At 62.6% G+C, this 20,305-nt stretch carries 9 protein-coding genes; 3 read left to right on the top strand and 6 right to left on the bottom strand.

From position 1 onward, the window contains the following. Positions 1-844: 844 nt before the first annotated feature. The 6 genes from ACZCWR_RS36220 to ACZCWR_RS36195 are packed head-to-tail and all read right to left on the bottom strand — an operon-like array spanning position 845 to position 10,281. Entirely contained in the window at positions 845-3,175 is a 2,331-nt protein-coding gene (locus ACZCWR_RS36220; RefSeq protein ID WP_487307149.1) for a hypothetical protein, read from the bottom strand. After that, on the bottom strand, positions 3,172-5,847 hold the full coding sequence (locus ACZCWR_RS36215; RefSeq protein ID WP_487307148.1) for a hypothetical protein: 2,676 nt from the start codon (positions 5,845-5,847) through the stop codon (positions 3,172-3,174). The genes ACZCWR_RS36220 and ACZCWR_RS36215 overlap by 4 nt, the downstream gene beginning before the upstream one ends. Continuing rightward, positions 5,844-7,046, bottom strand: a complete 1,203-nt coding sequence (locus tag ACZCWR_RS36210) for a hypothetical protein (protein ID WP_487307147.1) — start codon at positions 7,044-7,046, stop codon at positions 5,844-5,846. Before ACZCWR_RS36210 ends, ACZCWR_RS36215 begins: the two co-directional genes overlap by 4 nt. Next, positions 7,033-8,742 (bottom strand): hypothetical protein, encoded by a 1,710-nt coding sequence (locus ACZCWR_RS36205; RefSeq protein WP_487307146.1) that lies wholly within the window; start codon positions 8,740-8,742, stop codon positions 7,033-7,035. The genes ACZCWR_RS36210 and ACZCWR_RS36205 overlap by 14 nt, the downstream gene beginning before the upstream one ends. Then, positions 8,739-9,581, bottom strand: a complete 843-nt coding sequence (locus ACZCWR_RS36200) for a PP2C family serine/threonine-protein phosphatase (protein ID WP_487307145.1) — start codon at positions 9,579-9,581, stop codon at positions 8,739-8,741. The genes ACZCWR_RS36205 and ACZCWR_RS36200 overlap by 4 nt, the downstream gene beginning before the upstream one ends. Positions 9,582-9,591: 10 nt before the next feature. Next, positions 9,592-10,281 (bottom strand): vWA domain-containing protein, encoded by a 690-nt coding sequence (locus ACZCWR_RS36195; RefSeq protein ID WP_487307144.1) that lies wholly within the window; start codon positions 10,279-10,281, stop codon positions 9,592-9,594. Positions 10,282-10,865: 584 nt separating this feature from the next. Here ACZCWR_RS36195 and ACZCWR_RS36190 point away from each other — a divergent pair. From ACZCWR_RS36190 to ACZCWR_RS36180, 3 genes are all read left to right on the top strand, one after another. Next, positions 10,866-13,550 carry a patatin-like phospholipase family protein gene (locus ACZCWR_RS36190; protein WP_487307143.1) on the top strand — a complete coding sequence of 895 codons (2,685 nt, stop codon included), beginning with the start codon at positions 10,866-10,868 and terminating at the stop codon, positions 13,548-13,550. A 66-nt stretch (positions 13,551-13,616) separates the two neighbouring features. Then, a complete protein-coding gene (locus ACZCWR_RS36185; protein ID WP_487307142.1) occupies positions 13,617-14,234 on the top strand; it encodes a hypothetical protein in 618 nt (205 codons plus the stop codon). Between the two features lie 475 nt (positions 14,235-14,709). Beyond that, positions 14,710-20,094 (top strand): nSTAND1 domain-containing NTPase, encoded by a 5,385-nt coding sequence (locus ACZCWR_RS36180; protein ID WP_487307141.1) that lies wholly within the window; start codon positions 14,710-14,712, stop codon positions 20,092-20,094. The last annotated feature ends 211 nt before the right edge of the window (positions 20,095-20,305 follow it).

Here is a 20,305-nt window from a genome sequence, read left to right as displayed (position 1 = left end):
GTTGTCACTCTCTGCGGAGTCAATGGTCGAGGCGTTGCTAGCGGGACGCTCGATGACCATTCACCAACACTTCGTGATCTACGATCGAGATGAAGGTTTGGTGTGGTGCACGAATCCGTACGGGATCGACCTTATCGTCTGCAAGCATCCGACTGTCGACCGGATCCGGTGTTTTCTGAACGGTCTAGAGGCGGGGAGATGTTACGGCCTCGTTCCAGATTGAAGACCGCACGTCGATCAGTGCGATGCCGAGGAGAGCACAGCTCAAAGATGACAGGAACGTGGGCTGCTGCCGAAGCATCGTGGCTGAACCGTGAGCGTCGGCTATGGCCGAGGATGTCGCTTGGCGACATCCGTTGCGGACACAAAGCAGATGTGTCTGGCGCCGAACGCGGGCGTTAATAATGAGAGTTATCTAAATAGCTGGGGCTTAACCTAGCCGCTTTCCGTACGCGTGCGGCAGCGATTTCGACGCCTGTCACTATTGTGACCGGCGCCTTCAGGTTGAACTCCCGTCTTAGCGCCAACTGAGCGGGCTTATAAGTGCAGCAATATCTGTGTGTGTCAACGGGACTAGACAGAACACGGCGACGTGTTGGTTGCAACAGACGCTCAGCATGCGAACTTGGTGCCAATCAACCATCGGGACGCGCAGGACCCCTGATACCATCCGGCTTGCATTTACTGGCCACGGAGACCTATGCGGACCAATTCGTCGACTGGTATGCGGGGTGTCTGAAAGCGCACGGCCTCTGGATGGCGTCGAGTCTCTGTCCGCAGCGCGAAGTCGCGGATAAAGTTCGTCAGATCACGGTTGAAGGTCTATATGCACCGAACAAGCCGCTTAGGGGCGGCCGTCGGCTTTTTGCGCAACATCACCGAGCAAACGTCCGGTGTCTCGATCCTGCTCGATGCAGATCGTTTCGGTCTCTTCGATGGTACTTTCCTGCGTCTGCTCCTCCTCCGCGATCTCCTTTCGCACGGCACGCATTCGCTCGGTGATCGCATCGCGGCGGTCGCCGTCTCCGTAGGTGGAATCGGACAGTAACAGGGCACGCTGTTCCGACAACATCTTCAGTTCCCGATGCAGATCGCGAAGAATGTAATCGGCGCTATCGCCCGCGCCTGGTCGTTTGATACGCAGCATGAGCGGGCTTAGCTGAACCAGCAGCCCGAACTCCTTGCCCACGCGCTCGGTGAACTGATCGACCACGAGTTGACGAAGGGCCGCGACGCGAGCACCCGTGAGCCGGGCTTGCACGATGGCTCCCTGAGTCATCCTTAGCGTCTGGATCAATGTTTCGACAATCTTCTCGACATGCGCCTCGGCAGTGCCGATGCGGGCAGCGTTGTTATAGAAGCTGCTCCAGTTATCCGGGTCGATCGACACGATGAAAATGGTTCCATCGGCTTCCAGATAGACGCGGGTGGCTTCGTCGCCGCGTTCGAAGGTGACATGCGTTTCGGCCGGCAGCAAAATGGAAAGCCGAGTAAGCGCCTTCATCCGCTCGATCAGCGGATCGGCGTCTCCCGGTTCAAGGTCGATTCGCTCCACCTCCAGGCCGAATTTGGCGCGCAACTCGGCATCCACCTCGCTGCGCAGCCGGATGTTGACCGGGTCGTCCGCCATATGCGCGGAAACTGCTCCGGGGTGGGCGTCGGGCGCGCCGTTGACATAGTGCGACGCATAGTATTGCAGGGCGCCGATGCGGCGAAGGCTGCCGCGCACCGCGTCCAATGCGGCAATCCGGATCTGATCCTCGAAGCTGTCGTGGTCCGTCAGCGCGCGCGCGAAGCTCTCGCGCGCTTCGGTCGTCGAAGCCACGCGCACGAGCAGCGACAGCTTCATCGGCGGCGCGAGATTGGGATCGGCCAGGCTGTAGTGCGCGACAGGAAAACTGAGCCGTCGCCCTTCGATGAAGTCCTTTTCCGGTATAGAGAGGATCACCGCGGTCGAAACGAGCCGCACGCCGATTCCGTTCACATAGGGCGCGACCCGCGCGGTGACGGCATCGCGCAGTCTGGCTTCTCCCTGAGCGCCTTGCAGGTAGAGCGCGACCACATCCTTGAAACGCTTGCCGGCGAGGAAAGCACGCATCGCTTCGATCACCTGAGGCTTGATTGCTTCCTCGGGATGCGGCGAGCCCTGCGCTACCCAGCGATCGCGATCCTGCAAAGCGTAGCCCAGGGTATGTTCGATGTTGAGCGAGCCGCCTTGCACGCCCGTGATCATGTACTGATGTGAGAACGAGATGGTCCGCTCGCGCAGACGCGCCTGACCGCCCGTCGCGGGAAGAAGATCGAGCGCTTCGACCACCCGGCCCGTGCCGCGGCCGAGCTGGGCTGAGATCTCCGCCCGTATCGCGTTGCGCACGGTATCGTCGTTGGCCTGCACGGCAGACCAGGGATGATGCGCAAGGGCGTCGGTCAGGAGCACTCTGAACCATGCTTCGAGCGGCTGGATCTGCCCCGGCACAAGCGGTGTGTCGAGCGCCGGCCCGGGCGTCAGGCCATCGATCGTACCGCGATAGACCAGCCGCGCATTGCGCTGCTCGTCGAGGTTGCCCCAGCGCAAACGCGCCTTGAAGCCGATCGTGTTCGCCTCCAGCGTCTGGCTTGACCGCACGGCGAGCGTGCCGGGAATATCCGCGATATCGAGTACCTCCCGCTCGTCGTGCAGAACCGGAAGCAGCGAGAGATTCGTCACCGGAATGCCACTCTCGCGCAACTTGGCGGTGATGCCCTTGAGCAGGCTGCCGCGGCTGGACTGATCGCGCATGACCTTCAGGAACGTGCCGCCCAGGACTGCGCGCTGCTGATCGACCGCCTCGATGACCAGCCGGGCGATGAGCCCGTCGAGATCGAGCTGCGCATCGAGCACGGCCTTGAGCATCGAGCGGGCTGCGGCCTCGGTCGGCTCGATGAACCCTTCGAATTCGAGTACGCAGTCCACTTGGCGAGTCATGCCGAAGGTGTTGTCGGGCAGCGCTACCTCGCCCGTCCATGTGAACAGGCGGTTGGTCTGAACCCGGATCAGCTCGCGCCGCGCGAAGATATCGAGCAGCCCCAGTATCTTGCGCCCCTTTCGATCGATCGCGAATTCGAACTGACCTGCGGGCAGCGGCGGAGGTTTGCCCGCTGCCGGAACGGGAAGGAACAACTCGGACGCTCTCATGCGCTTTTCTCCGATCCAGTGGCTCCGGGCGACACGCCGGAGGAGGGGGCAGCGCCACCTTGAGCGCGCACGGAAGGTGCACGTCGGCGGCTCGCGTCGATCATTGGCTTGAGGGTCTGCGAGAACGCCCGCAGCGCCTCGACCCGCTCCTTGAACGCCTTGACGACCCTGCCGGGCGAGCCGACCGGAATATGCCAGTGGTCATGTGCATCGCGCCAGGCGGCCTGCAGGCGCCGCGCCTTCTCCAGCATCTCGACGATATGCCTGATGGGCGGGTCCGTCATGGTTGCTGTCGGTTCGACGAGCCATTGTGCGAACGGCTCGCTGAACGTGAAAACAAGGGTGCCTTCAGGCGTTTCACCGGACCGGGTCGCGGCGAGGATGACAAACAGCGGCATCAGTTCGAGCAGGGACTGGATCGCGATGTAGAAGGGCTCGCCGAAGTCCGGGTCCCGGTTTGACAACGCCCAGTTCCAGGCCTGTGAATCCCGAAAATAACCTGCCTTGACATTCTCGACGCTCTGTTCGCCACCCATTGCATGCATCAGCCAGACGTCGATGGCGATGTCCTCCATCTCTTCGAAGCTGGCGCTGCCGACCAGCGCTTCCAGAATCGCGGCGCACATGCGGTAGAGCCGCCGGATCTCATTCTCGCGTTCCTTGGGCTCCTGATCGGCGAGCCGGTCGCGGGGCATGGCAATCCAGCGTCGCGTGCGCAGATGCAGAAAGGCTTCGGCGAGCGGGCGATCGGCGGCCGCCGCGCCGGTGGACACGTTCCGCCACGGCTGGTGCCGTAACGCGCGCAGCAGAAAATTAGCGGCCGCGTCAATCAGAAGCGCGATATCGAGCCCGTCATCCGTCGGAATGCGAAAGAATTGCACACCGACATCGGCTAGCAGCCGCCCGAGAAACGGGACGTTGATCTGCGCACTGATGGACGAAGACGGAGATGCCCAGGCGCTTCGATCGAGCGCCTCCCACAAAACGCCGACGAGGGCATGACGCCGCGCGAGCCCGTCCGGTGAATCGTCGAAGAGCGCCGGATAGCCCTGCAGGGTCAGACCGGAAATGACGCGCGCATAGCTTCTCCAGAAGATCTCGGCGGCCCAGCGACAAAACCATCCCTGGCGCTCTTCATCCAGCGTCGCGGGAACCGCCGTGCACAGGGCTCCGAGCACGTCGTCCGCCGGAAGCGTGGCGATGCTTTGCGCCACGCGCGCGATAAAGGCCGGCAGCCGCAGAATCACCCGCTCCATGCTTCGCACGATGTAATTGATTTCGTGTCGATCCGGGTCACGCTCACCGGTCAGAACCGGATGACCGAATGCGACGCGCACGAGCCTTTCCCGCGCCATCGTGGCATCCAGAGCGGCAGCGTGGCGAATCTCGAGCAGTTCGAGGTCCTCATAGGTCCGTGCGATCTCCGTGGACGGATGACCGATAATGATCGCCTGGGCGAGGGTGCACAAATACCGCTCCTTGAGCAAGGCGGCTTCCCGGGCAAACAGCTTGCAGATGGCATCGGCCAAGCGCAGCGGCTCCTCGCTCGCGTTTCCTCCTTTCGGCGCGAAGACGGCATAGGCGCCGCTTTCGGGCGTGACGGCAATCTTGATCGAGCATTCGTCCAGCACCCGGTCGGTGATCGCGGAGGGCGGCCGCGCCGCGTCGGCGCCGGGTTGGGTGGCGGGAGTCTGCCGCACCAGCACGTCGCCGATGGCGATCAGCTGATCGGCCGGAATACGGCTGAAGTGGGACACCAGAAAGAGCGCGGCGGCATGCCGCGGCCGGTCCTCGTCTTCGGCCAAAACGGTTTCGTTGAACAGGGTGCGCGTATCCGGGCGCTGCTCCAGGTCGAGCGGCCAGGCAAGCTGTTCGAAGCGGTGATGCGCGGCTGTATTGAGTGCCCTCAAAACGCCATCGGTGCGGATATCGCTGCTCAGAAGCAATCTCCGCATCAAGCCGGCGGCCTCTTCCACCGATGCCACCGGCTCGTGGCTCGGCAAACGCAGCCCGTGTATGGTGCGTGCAACCACTTTGTCCTGGCGGCTCGTGAGGTTCAGCACGGTTCCGCAGTCGAACAGGCCGGCTTCTTCAGGGTCCGCACTGCGCACGAGCGCGATCAGGCCGCCGCCCGGCGCTCGCTGGTCCGCTCCGAAGGTATCTCCAAGATCGGTGGCGAACCGGCTCGGCACGACTCCCCAGGCGCGCACGAGCAGGCAGTCGCTGTCCTCGGCTGCATCGGTCAACGGTCCGGCCGTCGCGATCCAGCCGTCGAGGCGCTCGTTCGGATCGAGATGGCCAAGCTCAATCGACAGCGTTTCCGGCGTCGGGGCGCGCTCGAACTGCCGCATGGGCACGAGAATCGAGCGGCCCAGGCGTCGGCCGATGGCGGCAGCGCCGGCCAGCGCCATCAACGAGTTATCGACCAACACGACCCAGTAAGCACCGTGCGCAGCGGGAATTTCCTCGGAGATGGACTCGACGAGCGCATTCCACAATGCGTCCGATCCGATCACCTTGCGAACGTAATCGTCGAGTTTCATCCCTCGCATGGCGACGTTCTTCGCCATGCTGTCGAGCGAATCGCCGCTGCCCTCGAACCGCCCCGACTTGCCGGGCGGCGAATTCGGGACCGGAGGCGCGCTTGCGCCTTTGTCGGAAAGTGTGCTCATGACGCTCGCGAGACCAAAAAAAGCGCATGGCGATGGGTCGCGCCGGCGGTTTTGGAGACGATGACCGCTCGTATCGCGTCACTCTCTTCTGCGCGCTGCCAGAAACTGCCCGGTCTGAGCGGGAAACCCAGTTGCGAGGTCGTTTCCCGCCCGAGACCGAACGCCTGCGACAGCACAGCCGCCTGCGTGTCGTCGGGTAGGTCGAGGTGGAATCGTTTCAGCTCGGGAAGTACTGCCCGGACGGCCTCTTCCGGCCACAGCAGATATCCGGCGGCACCGCGTGCGGGCCGCCAGTGCGGCGCGAGCGCCTCGGTCACCGCTGCCACAGAGCCTTCCACGGACTCCGCGCTGCACCAGAAGCCCGCTTCGTCCGTGACACCCGGCAGCAGCAGCATGTCGAGTCCCAACTGGGAGATATGGCGCTGCGTACGTCCACCGTGGATTCGCTCCGCGAGCCACTTCTGTCTGCTCACCATGCGGTCGGGATCGGGCGCCGTACCGTCGGTCGGTCCGCGGCCGCTGGGCCGCTCGAAGGCGCCGCGCCAGTGGGCCTCGAAAGCAGGGTCGGGCCTCGCCGCATAGTCGAGCAGGGTGGGCAGCGTCGTGCCGAGCAAGGCCGCAGCGGCGAGGAGATCGTCGTAGATCGATTGCGCGGCGGCCATGCAGAGCGAGCGGGTGTCGATCTTGAGCGGATCATGGATACGTGTAAGGGCCGACAGGTCCAGCATCCGATGTCGCTGAGTCTGCAGCCAGACCGACTGGTAGCGCTCACGGATCTCCGGACTGAAAAACTGCCACGCGTCCGGACGGATGCTGAGTACGTGCACCGGCGTCACCAGCAGGCTCCAGAGTTCATCCGGGTCCGGCGAGGCCGGAAAGGCCCGGGCGATGCGGCTGACACGGTCGCGGAAAGCATCGAATTCGAGCCGGCAGATGTCGCGTTCCAGCCAGCGCGGCGACTGGATCCAGAAGAACATGATCGAGCGGCCGAGCGCGCCGGCGATGGCGGCCGGCCAGCTTCGGCCACTCCCGACTCCGTTTTCGGAATCGTTGTCCCGCCATAACTCGAGCGACAGCGGCGAGAGCTGATCGGACAGGCAAGCGCGCATCTGGCGATGCAGCGTGTCGAGCCCGACCTCCTCCAGCCCACGCGAGTAGCTCCAGAAGCCTGAAGCCCGCAAGGAATCAGTGGACCGCATGGCCTTCCTCCTGAGTGACGACAGGCGGGTCTTTGCGCATGTCCAGACCGATCTCCGACGACCACCTGCCCGAATTGCTTTTCGCGCCGTTACGCACCTGGAAGTTCGTTTCCAGCGAGACGACACAGTAGGTTTTTTCGGCATTGCATCGTGTTGCCACGCTGTCCGCCTGCGGCACGTAATTACGTTGCGGCCATCGTTCGATGAGGTTGTTTTTCTCGTTCATGACATACGAATGAGGGCGCCTGACCTTGAAGTAGATGACCGTATCGCCGTAGGCCTGATCGAGAATCCGGGATGCGTCGGACCGGCCGAAATTGGCGGTGAGATTCACCACGAAATCAGCCGCGCGCCGCTCCGCGGAGGGCGGCGCCGCCGCAGTCCTGGTCTGAACGGCATGAAAGATCGCGCCGCCGAAATGCAGGACGAGCCATCCTATGCCGACGACGAAAGCCACGCCGATGCCTATGCGCACCAGGCCGACGAGCAGCGCCAGCGCCGCCCAGATCCAGCCCAGACACGTCAGGAACCAGTCGAACGAGACCCGCAGCTTCCTCGCGACCGACGAGTACGGCCCGGTCCATCCCGGCGGATTCAGTGGCGTGCCCGGCGACGACGGTGGCGGCGATGTCCGCGGCGGGGGAGGTGATGCCTGTGGTGTCTGTGGCGGAGAGGAGGGCGCGGGCGGCGGTGCGACCGTATCCGCTGGACCGGCCTGCGGGCCGGTCTGGCGAAACGGATCGCGGCCGTGCGGCGCGCCGGCAATCCTGCACCACGGGCAGGTCCGGCCGCCGGCCGAGACGTACCGGTGGCGCGCGCCCTGACTGCAGGTCCGCAGGGTGTTCTGCATCTGGGTCAGCGCATCGACCCACTCGGACGCCGTGGGACGCAGCGTGTTCTGCGGTCTGGTGCCGGAAAAGGCGCGCTCGAAGTAGCCTGCCATCAGGGCGGGAAGGTCAGACAAAGCGACGTCGGCGGGGCTCGGCGGCCGTACCCGATTGAGTTCGCTGTAACCGAAGATCCGGCGTGTATCGTCCAGATCGCTTCCCGGCACCGCCTCCAGCGGCGCGCGCCCGGCGAAGAGTAGCTGGAAGATCAGCCGCGCAAGGCTGAAATTGTCGTGATTCGCCGTGCGCGGCTCACTCGCCACGCATGACATCAGTTCGGGTGGAAGCCAGCCTGCCGAGTAACAAGGTGACATGCTGAGCGCGTCTTGATCGAGGAACACAAAGGAATCGCAGTCGATCATCGTGACACTGGCGTCCTGCCCTACCAGCATGTTCTTTTCACTGATATCGACCACGGCGAGGCCGGCGGCGTGCACTGCTGCCACCGCAATGGCCGCGTTGCGGGCGACTTCGACCATGAACGCCCAGGTCGCGTCCGGAAACTTGTCGACCCAGGTGACGCGATCGAACAGAACGTGGATCGGTTGTGTATTCGATGCGAAGGGCAGCAGTAACGCATCTTTGCTGTCCATTCGAATCCAGCGCAGCGGCCACGCCGCGACCGCGTCGAGTGCCTGTGTCCGGGAGGCGATGATCTGGTCGATACGGCGGCGCGCCTGCGCCGGAATCTCTTGCCGGAACACCTTGATCAGGAGATCGGGATGACCCTGCACCCGGTAAATGTCGGCCTCTCCGCCCTGGTCGAGCCTGGGGCCGAACACGAACTCCGCGACCGTGGCGCTGCTCATGCGGACCTCGCCATCCGTATCGCGAGCACGAGCGTCTTGTCATCGCTCGTGTAGGCATTGAGGCGTTCGCTAGCGAGGAAACGTTCGAGCCCCGGGTCCAGCAAGTCTTCCTGCTCGGCAGGGGTGTCGCGCAGCGTGGCGCTCAGCGCGTCGAAGAAGGTCTCGAACGGTTGTCCCGTTTCGCGGTCGAGACAGACGCTGATCAGGCCATCGGTCGTCACCGCGATCCCGCTTATGTCGTCGGTCGAGCGACGGATCTCGGTGCGTTCGAGCGCATCCGGGCTCGTCAGAAACCACGTCTGGTTGATGAACTCGCCGTTCTGCGGCGTGCAGGCCAGCTCCCACGTGCCGGGTGCGGCGTCGACGCCGCCACCGCCGCGACGCACGGCGATGAAGCCGTCTCCCAATTGCAGGAAGATGGTGGCGTCCTCACCCGCCACCACACCAAGGAAGGTGCTCGAAAATTCGCCGGGTGGCTGTCCCGCGCTGGCCGCTTGAGCGAGCACACACTGGCGGATGGTGTCGAGCCAGGTACGCGGCGTTTCTTCCGGCAGGTCCGCGACGCGCGCGTGCTTGAGCGTAGCGAACACACAGTCGATGAAGCAATCGACCGCGAACTGCGCCGCCGGGCCGGAATGGCTCGCGCTGCCCGCGCCATCGGACACGGCAAGCACCGCGACGGCCTCTCCGCAACCGGACACGATCAATTCGCCGACGAAGCGGTCCTGGCCATCCTGATCCTGTGCGCGATGCGCCGTGCCCGTGACACACGCACGGGCAATGCGCCAGGCTGCCTCACGCGCTGCGGGCGTCGTGACGTCCTTCGAGCGATTATTCACGATGCGAAACTCAGGCCGAATCCCAGTCGAAGGTTTTGGGCGGAGGCTTGGGGATGGGTACTTTCAAGGTCGGGTCGCCCCCGGTGTGACTCTGCGACCCGCTGACCGCCTGAAGTGTCGACTTGAGCCAGAGGAACAGCCCGGCGAAATTCAAATCGATGAGCCGTGCCGCCGGGCGCAATGAAAACTCCTGCAACACGGCCTGATCCGCGCCGGGCACGCCGAACGCGAACGAACTGAGCTTGAACTTTTCCTCGGCATCCCGAACGGTGGCCGCTGCGCCACGCCAGTCGTCGCCGACATCCGGCGCGCCATCGGTAATGGTGATCAGCACGGGCCGGAAGTAGTCGACCCGGCTGGCCCGGTACATGACCTTGCGTTCCTCAATCAACTTGCAGCCGAGTTTGACCGCCGCACCCAGGGGGGTGGTGCCCGCGGCGCTCAGCACCGGAGGAACGAACTCGCTCGCGGAGCAAAAGGGTCGCAGCACTTTCGCGGGCGGAAAACCGACGATCGCTATCTCCACGCGCTTATTGAGCAGCGGATCGCCCGTCAGAAAGGCGGGAAACTCGCGCAATGCCTTGTTGAGCTTGTCGATTGGTTCGCCTTCCATCGAGCCCGAGTGATCGAGCACGAGTACGCAGGCACATCGTTGCTGCACGTTGTCGCTGTTGATAAGGGGTGCATCGAATTCGACCATTGGCTGGCTCCTGCCGATCTTTTACTTATCACGGTCGCCGCTACCCATGCCTTGTTCGCGTGACGCGGCGGGAGAAAGGTCCACACCGCTGAACGGAGCGTCACGTGGCTATGCAACGGGAGGCAAACGATTGCCCACACGAATCAAGCGCCCAAGGTTCCGCTTTCGCAGGTAGCTTAGGGACGCTAAGTATCACGTTATAGAACGCGCCTTGGCCGAAATCACGCGAGCCGATGAAAATATGACGAGAAATGTGGGATGCCTCACAAAGCCGGGCTACGGTTTGTAAGCGACGTTCGGCGAAAACCGGACACGACTAGGATCACCCGCTGATTGGCGCGACCCGGGACCCAGCGCGTCCCCGCGGTCCGCGAGAAACCGGCGTCGGGCGCCTCGCGCCTGAGCGCTTCGCGTGGATTCGAAACGTGTTCGATCCCGCACAATGCCACACTGCGCTTCCGGATTTATTGACTATCCTGACGTGTAGCCTTTTTGTCATGAACGCCCGCAACCGGTTCGACGGACGCCCTCAATGTGGGCTGCGAACCTCTGGTCCTGAATTCGAATCATCAAATGAGGTAAGCATGCCGATCGACCTGGCAGAAGCGGAAGCGCAGGCGCGCCTGATCATCGGCGGCAGCGGTGCACGACCGGACGAAGTACTGGCGCTTGAATCGGTGCTGCACGGCGGGCGCAAGTTCGGTCTGGCGCGCAGGCTGCTGGCCCGCTACGTGAACCACCCGGACGTCGTGGGCGACGCGGCGCTCAGGCTCGTGATCGGGCAGAAACTCGCGCTTTGCACCTACAAGGATCCTGACCTCCAGGCTGACCAGAAGCTCGACGACGCCTGGCGAATCCTGCAGTCGGTCGCGGATCTCGAAACCACGAAAAACCAGGAGACACTCGGCCTCGCCGGCGCGATCCTCAAGCGCACCTGGGAGCTGACCGCGCAGGTTCAGCACCTCGAAACATCGTTCTCGTTTTATTTTCGCGGCTTCAAGGAGGGCGTCGAAAGCGATTTCGGTTATACCGCCATCAACGCGGCATTCGTTGCGGATTGTCTCGCGGATATCGCAAGCGCAGCGGACCAGCCTGCCTTCGTGGATAACTTGCTGACGGCGCAGCAGCGTCGCGATACCGCGTCGAGCATCCGGCGGGAGATCGTGGCACGCCTGCCGGCGCTCGGGGAGGCGCCGGGCACGCGCTGGCTGTTGGGCGAATGGTGGTTTCTGGTGACGCTCGGCGAAGCCTGGTTCGGACTGGGCGACGCCACGCGGGCGCGCCATTGGCTGATGCAGGCGGCCGCCTTGCCGAACGTGCCGGACTGGCAGCAGGAGAGTTCCGCGCGTCAGATCGCCGCGTTGCTGGTGATGAAAAATAACGCCGCCCGGCATGGCGCCACCCCACCCGACGGCAGCTTGGCGGGCGTCCTGCGCGAGTTCCTCGGCAGCAGTGCATCGGCGTTCGATTCGGCGGTGCGTGGCAAGATTGGACTTGCGCTCTCGGGCGGCGGCTTTCGCGCCTCGTTCTACCATATCGGCGTGCTGGCGAAACTGGCGGAACTGGATCTGCTGCGCCACGTCGAGTGCCTTTCTTGTGTGTCGGGCGGTTCCATTATCGGGGCACACTACTACCTCGAGGTGCGCAAGCTGCTCGGAGAAAAGCCGGACGACGAAATCCGCCGGGAAGATTATCTGACGATCGTGGAAAACATTCAGCGGCAGTTTTTCGAAGGTGTCCGTTCGAACATCCGCACACGAATCGCAGCAGAATGGCTGACTAATCTCAAGATGATCTTCGTGCCGGGTTACTCGCGTACGATGCGAGCGGGCGAGTTGTACGAATCCGAGCTTTACTCGCGAGTGACCGACGGCGAAGGGCGCCGTCCGCGCTGGCTCAATGCCTTGCAGATCGTACCGAAAAACGCGCTGCCCGATTTTTCCCCGAAGGATCATAACTGGCGCCGCGCCGCGAAGGCGCCGATTCTCGTGCTCAACGCGACGACGCTGAACACGGGACACAACTGGCAGTTCACGTCGACCTGGATGGGCGAGCCACCCGCGGGCATCGACTCGGAAGTCGATGCCAATTGCCGCCTGCGTCGCATGTACTACCCGCAGGCTCCTTCACCGCACGAGCAGATCCGGCTTGGCTACGCCGTGGCAGCCTCTGCCTGCGTGCCGGGCATTTTCGAGCCGCTCACGCTTGCCAACCTCTACGAGCGCATGCCGCCCACGGAACGGCGCATGGTACGTCCGCTAGTACGGCTGGTGGACGGCGGGGTGTACGACAATCAGGGTGTGGCCGCGTTGCTCGAACAGGACTGCTCGGTGCTGATCGTGAGCGACGCCAGCGGGCAAATGCAGGATCTCGATTTTCCCGGCAACGGACTGCTGGCCGTGCCGCTGCGTGCCAACAGCATTCTCCAGGCGCGCGTGCGCGTGGCGCAGTTCGAACAGCTGTCGAGCCGGCTGCGTAGCGGCTTGTTGCGGGGGCTCATGTTCGTACACCTGAAAAAAGATCTCGAAACGACTCCGGTCGACTGGATCGACACCCAGGAGCCGGTAGCGCCCACCGTGCCCGATCCGCTCCTGCCGTACGGTGTGCAGCGCCATGTGCAGCGTTTGCTCGCGGCCGTTCGAACCGATCTCGATTCGTTCTCGCAAGTCGAAGCTCACGCGTTGATGGCAAGCGGTTATCTGATGACCGAGCACTCATTGAAAGACCCGTTGCTCGGCTTCGAGGTCGACCAGAAACCGCGTGATCCACGCTGGACCTTCCTCGAAATCGACCCTTATCTCAAGGATCGGCGGCGCGACTCGCCACTCGTACAGCAATTGAAGGTGGCGAACTCCCTGTTCTTCAAAGTCTGGCTGCTGATGCGCCAGTTGCAGATCGTCGCCGGGGTGTTTGCAATCGTGGTGCTGGTCGTGATCGCGTATGCGGCATACATTGACCGGGACCGGTCCGTTTTCACGCTTTCGGTCCGACAACTTGCGAGTGGCGCGGGTTTGGCGGCGTTAGTGCTGATCGTGCTCGGGCTCGCCGGCAAAATCTTCAACTACCGGAAGACCGCCTCGGAGGTCGTGATGGGTATCGGCATGGCGACCTTCGGATTTCCGCTGGCGCGGCTACATCTGCATGTGTTCGACAAGCTGTTTCTATGGCAAGGCAGCATGAAGCGCCTGCGCCAACAGGACGCGAGGAGCACGGCCGGCTCTTCCAGCGGGGCGACCCCGCCTGTCGGCCACGGCAGGAGTTCGGGATGAGCACGCTCGTTTCACGGCTTCGCACCGAAACCGCGCTCTTTCTTCAAACCGACGAGGAGTCCGCGCATGCCCGGGTCTGACGCGCCCCGTATCGTACGGGTGGTCGACCCGGACGCGACAGTTCGGCACGTTCGTGCGGCCGGCCGCCGTATCGTGACTTTTTCTGGCTATTCCGCCGGTGGTTATCAGGACGACGATTGGCTGGCGGAGCGCCTCTCGGCGTGGCTCAAAACCTTCGACGCGGCGACCCTCGTTTGCGCAGGCGCCACGGTGGACGGTATCGGCGAGGTGTACCGGCTTGCTGGCGAGTTCGGCTTGTCGTCGATCGGCGTGGTGTCGTCGCTGGCGCTGACCGAGGGTGCTGTGCTGGCGCAGGAGGCCGGCACCATCTATGTGGTCGACGATACCCAGTGGGGCGGCTATATCGAAGGGACGGTCACGCTCTCGCCCACCTCGCGGATGATGGTCGCCCTGTCCGATGATCTCATCTGCCTAGGCGGAGACTCCATTGCACGGGATGAATACGAAGTCGCGGAGCGGCTGGATAAGCACGTGTACTTCGAAGCGGCCGAGAAGCACCACGCGATCGCACGTTCGCGCGCGCTTCGCAAAGGCTTGCCTGAACCGCATGTTTTCAGGGGCGCCCTGCACGCATGGTTGATCGAGCGCCAGAGTACTGGCTGACTAAGCCCGGTCTGATGTGACGACCGCGCGGAAGTAGTCCAGTCGCGCCGGCGCTGACCAGACTGAACGTCGCTTTCGGACATACCCGGCAGCGCGTGTAGCGGCTCGGCGGTCATCGCACTGCGTGCCCGGACACGTCCATCCCACTCAACAACGCGGCAAACCTGCCGATGCGAAAGGGCAAACAAACCAAGGCGCTTCCGGTAGCAAAGACTTCGCTGCATGCTTGAATCGAAGCAAGCCTCATGGTTTTTTCATGGAGGGTGCGCGCCCGCTCAATAGTTAGGCTAGCTGAAAGAAAGTCTGCCTATCATGAATTCCAGGATCGCAACCCGGGCGTGACGAAAAGCGGATGTCGTCGGGGAGTCCACCCGGCACTTCTGTCGAACAAGCGACCGTTCTGAAGATTTCCCTTGAGCTTGAACCCTGACCAGTCACGCCGATTGGCTCGATCCCGTTCGAAGTGAGATAAATAATGTCCCGCATCTTTTTGAGTCATTCAAGCACGGATATCAGTAGCGCGGTGGTGCTCAAGGCATGGCTGGAAACTCAGGGGTGGGACGACGTTTTTCTGGATACCGATCCTGAACGCGGCATCGCGGCCGGTGAGCGCTGGGAACGTGCCTTGAATCTGGCGGCACAGCGCAGCGAAGCGGTCTTGTTTCTCGTGTCACGCGCCTGGCTCGCCTCGGAGTGGTGCCTGAGGGAATACAACCTCGCCTCGCGCATGAACAAGCGTCTCTTCGGTCTCTTGATCGAGGAGATACCGCGCAGCGAGCTTCCAGCCACCTTCACCGGAACGTGGCAGTTGGTGTCCATCGTTTCCGGGCATGATCACATCATGCTAAGCGCTCCCTTGCCCTTCACGCAGAAGGAGGCCCACGTCACCTTCTCTCAGGAAGGGTTGAACCGGTTGCGAATCGGGCTGGAGCGTGCCGGTCTGGATCCCCGTTTTTTCGCATGGCCTCCGGCCCGGGATCCTCAGCGAGCACCATATCGCGGCCTGTTGCCCCTGGAAGCGGAAGACGCGGGCATATTTTTCGGGCGGGAGGCACCCACCATCGAGGCGATCGATCGGATTCGAGGCATTCGGGACAGCGCTGGCCCAAGAATGCTCGTGCTGTTGGGCGCTTCCGGAGCGGGAAAGTCCTCCTTCCTTCGTGCAGGACTTCTGCCACGCCTGGCCCGGGACGATCGCCACTATTTTCCTCTTCCGGTCATCCGCCCGGAACGCGCCGCCATCAGCGGCGAGGCCGGATTGCTACGCTCGCTCGAATCCGCTTTCGCCACCCGCGGTCATGGCAAGGCGAGGGCGGAGATCCGCAAGGCAATCGAGGGAGGCGCGAACACACTGCGGCCGTTGCTCCGGGAACTGGCCGAACGTGCCAGCGATGCATTGACGATGGACGACGCGATGGCACGACCGATGCTGGTTTTGGCGCTCGACCAAGCAGAGGAATTGTTCGTGGCCGTGGGCGCGGATGAAAGCGCGAGCCTGCTTTCACTGCTGCGCGACCTGATTACGGTTGACGATCCGCCGCTGATGGTTATCGCCACGATCCGCTCGGATGCGTACGTTCAATTGCAGAATTCCCGGCTGTGGAACGGCATCAATCAACACACCCAGAGCCTGATGCCGATGCCGCGCGGGGCTTATCAGCTTGTCATCGAAGGTCCGGCTAACCGGGTGCGAGATGGCCGCCGGACCTTACGGGTCGCGCCGGCCCTGACCGAGGCGCTCTTGTCGGATATCGACAAGGAAGGCGGGCATGATTCGTTGCCCCTCTTGTCGTTTACGCTGGAGCGTCTCTACCTCGAATACGGCGCGACGGGCCATCTGGAAGTTGAGGATTACATCAGTCTCGGCCGTATTGGCGGCGCAATCGGAGCCGCGGTCGACCGTGCATTTGCCGCCGCCGACAAGGACGAGCGCGTTCCGCGCGAGCGCCCCGCACGCCTCGAACTCCTGAAGCTTGGCCTGATTCCGTGGCTGGCGGGTATCGATCCCGATACCCGCCAGCCACGGCGCCAGACCGCCCGGATTACCGAAGTACCGAAACAGGCGTGGCCATTGGTTGAACTGCTGGTCCAGGAACGCTTGCTTTTCACAGACGTCAACCCGGAAACCGGCGAGGGCGTCATCGAACCGGCGCACGAAGCACTGCTGCGCCAGTGGTCTGAGTTGAAACAATGGCTGCAAGAAGATTTCGTTATCCTGATGATACTCGAGAGTATCAAGCGCGCGGCGGCTGACTGGGTCGCGAATGGCCGCAGGCAGGGCTGGCTTGCACACCGCGGGAGCCGCCTGGAAGACACCCACCCGTTGCTGCTGCGCGCGGACCTCAGCCCGAGACTGAACGACACGGATCGCGACTACCTCACCGCGTGCCGCGACCGCGAAGAAACCGAACGCAGGGAACAGGAGGCCGCGCACGCGCGTGAGGACGCGGAGCGCGGTGCAAAGCTCGAAGCGGAAAAGGAGAAATCCGCCGCGCTTGAACGGGAAGCAGAGGCGCGAGCAAAGAGTTCCAGGCAGAGCAAAAGGTTTGCTTTCGCTGCCGGACTCATAGCGGTGTTGATGGCCGGCATCGGCCTTTTCGCGGCATATCAGTCGAAGCTGGCGCATGCCTCCGCTGCGCTTGCGATCAACAACCGGAATCAGGCCAAACACCAGCAGGCCAATGTGTTGAGTCAATTGGCAGCGGTCGAGTATCCGCGCGGTAACGAAGACAGTGCACTGCGCTTTGCCGTGTCCGGAACCAGGATAGACAACAATCCAGATTACAAAACCAATCGGTTGAACGAGACAGATAAATCAAAAAGCAATCAGGATTCAAGTGGTCAGATATCGTACGCGACGGCACAACTCGCGAACATTCTCGCGAATGGTTCACTGCGTCTGACCCTGGGGAGCCAGCGAGAAGACAGCATGATCTTCTTCGCCAACTTCAGTCCCGACGGCAAACGAGTGGTCACTGCGTCATGGGACAACACCGCACGAATCTGGGACGTCAAATCCGAGCGTGAAATCGGCGAGCTGAAAGGACACAAGGGGCGCGTTTTCGACGCTGTCTACAGCCCGGACGGCAAGCGTATCGTCACCACGTCGGAAGATGGTACGGCGCGCATCTGGAACGCGGCAACCGGCGTCCAGTCCCTCGAACTGAAAGGGCATACGGCCACCGTGCTGTGTGCCTCGTTCAGTCCGAACGGCAAGCTCGTTTTAACGAGTTCGTTCGACCAAACTTTGCGCATCTGGGATTCCGTCACGGGTCGTCAACTCAGGAAACTGGAGCGAAGCGAGAATCCATTTTTTTGGGCGAGCTTCAGCCCGGATGGAACACGCATTGTCGCCACGACAGACGGCAACACCGCGGTCGTCCTGGACGTGGCGACGGGCCATCAGCTTGGGGAACTCAGGGGACACAATGATAGTGTCTACGACGCGGTGTTCAGTCGTGATGGGCGCTTTATCGTCACCGCTTCGCAGGACAACACGGCGCGCATCTGGAATGCCGCAAACGGCCAACTCGTCAGGATATTGCCGAGACGGAGCGCTGACGCGGCCTCGGCTGGCTCCAATCCAAGCGGCAGGACAGAGCCAGGACACAATGCTGGCGTGTATTCGGCGGACTTTAGCCCGGACGGGAAATACGTCGTGACAGCGTCCCTCGACAACACGGCGCGCATCTGGGACCTGGCGCCGAACGGCGGGAGCAGCGTGTTGAAACAGCCCGACGTGGTTGAATCCGCATATTTCAGCACCGACGGGAAATTGATCGTCACGGCATCCGACGACAACACCGCGCGTGTCTGGGATGCCGCGAGCGGGCAACGGATCGCGACGCTCGGGCACGACGTGCAGATCGGATCCGCGGAATTCAGTCCGGCGAGCATGCAGGTGGTCACCACTTCGTGGGACAACACCGCGCGTATCTGGGATGGCTCGACAGGGCGCCAGATCCATGAACTCAGAGGGCATCGGCAACTGGTCAATTCGGCGGCTTTCAGCCGCGATGGAACGCGAATCGTCACGACGGCGCAGGACGGCACGGTCCGGATATGGGATACCTCGACAGGCCAGGAAATCGTGGCTGCGCGCAAAGATCTCGCGGGCGCGAATGCGGCCACGTTCAGTCCGAACGGCGATCGCATCGTAACCGGCTCAGAGGATGGCATCGCGCGCATCTGGAGCGTGGCAGGCTCGGAACTGCCTATGGAGTTGAAGGGGCATGACGGCCCAGTTACCTCCGCCGTTTTCAGTCGGGACGGAGCATGGATTGCAACTGCGGCGAAAGACAATACGGTGCGCGTGTGGAATGCCGCGACAGGCGCCGAAATCGCGAGCGCGCGCAAGGATCTACCTGGCGCGACTGTCGCCGCCTTCAGCCCGGAAGGCGATCGTATCGTGACAGGCTCGGAGGAGGGCGTCGCGCGCATCTGGAGCACCACAGGCGCCGGTCAGCCTACGGTGTTGAAAGACAAACTCGGTGCCATTACTTCGGTCGTTTTCAGCGCGGACGGAAGCCGCATTGCGGCCGCATCGAAAGACCATACAGCTCACATCTGGGATGCAAAAACAGGCAACCCTGTCCGAAATCCGATCGAGCACGCGGATCAGGTCAATTCCGTTTCTTTCAGTCAGGATGGAACGCTGCTTGTTACGGCTTCGAAGGACAACACGGCGCATATCTGGTCGGTCTCACCGGACCATCCGAGTTTAAAACTCGGCGTGCAGCGCGAGGCGCTGGTTTCTACTGTCGTCGGCAAGCCCGGAATGCACCTGGCCGTCGCTTCGACCGATGCCATACCGGACCCCCGAACCGCCTCCGCGATACCGCAAGCAGAGGCGTCGTCGAATCGCGGTCAAGACGAGTTTGCTTTCGCCGCATTCGACGAGAGCGGAAAGCATGTCGTCACGACCTCGGGAGGCTCTACGGCGACCATCTGGGAGGCCGCCACGGGCAAACCGATCGCGGAGCTAAAGGGGCACACCGGCGCGATCCTGAGCGTCGCCTTCAATCGCGATGGCCGGCGCATCCTCACCGCTTCGAAAGATGGCACCGTGCGCATCTGGGATGCTTTGACAGGCAAAGAGATGACCGAGTTGCGGATGATTCAGCACGGCGTGACTTTCGCCGCCTACAGTCCTGCGGACGAGCGCATCGTCATCGCCGCGGCAGATGGAAGCGGGCGCGTTGTCACGCCGGGAACAACGAAAGATCTTCTGCTCGGGAAACTGCATAGCGCCATGACATCCGCCGTATTCAGCGGAGATGGAAAACAGATCGTCACGGCCTCCGCCGACAACATCGCCCGGATTTGGAACGCTGACTCGGGCAAGCAGGACAGGGAATTGAAAGAGTCCTCGGGCGGACTCACTTTTGCCGCATTGAGCCAGGACGGTACGCAGGTCGTCACGGCCTCGAAAGACGGCCGGGAGCGAATCTGGGATGCCAGTACGGGGCAGGAAAAGGTGGAGTTGGCATCCCACCCCGGTCCGGTCGCCTCCGCCGTGTTCAATCGAGATGGCACGCGAATCGTCACGGCGGCCGGTGACAATGTCGCGCGTATCTGGGATGTCGCGACCGGAACGGAGATCGAGGCGCTCGACGGGCACCAGCATGGGGTCCGCTACGCGACGTTCAATCCCGACGGCACACGCGTCGTCGTTGCCTCGGACCAAGGGCCTGCGCAAATCTGGGACGTCCACTTCGCCACCATGAGTGCCAATGCCCTCATTGACGAAGCATGCGACCGTCGCCTGCTGGCCGTTCCGCGCTTGAGCCGCGATGACATGCGAAGGTTCGGTTACAAGGACGCCAATCCCGAGAGCGACGTGTGCAAATCATCGCCCTGAACCGACGTTCAAGACCACAGCCCCGGCCCGGTTCCGGTCCCTTAGCCGCCCAGCGCAAATTCATCCCACCCGATTTCTATTTTTGTTTACATAAATCAATTTATGGGATTTATTAAGGTATCCTTAAGTTTGGAAATAAATTGGAGTTCGGCGAACGGATGTCTCCTCAACGAACCTGCTCACAGCGAGCGTTGACTCCAGCAAATGGTAG

This window comes from Caballeronia sp. A2-2, assembly GCF_057612605.2.
Note: the sequence above shows the minus strand (reverse complement) of the source record. Positions and strands in the feature narration are given on the sequence as shown.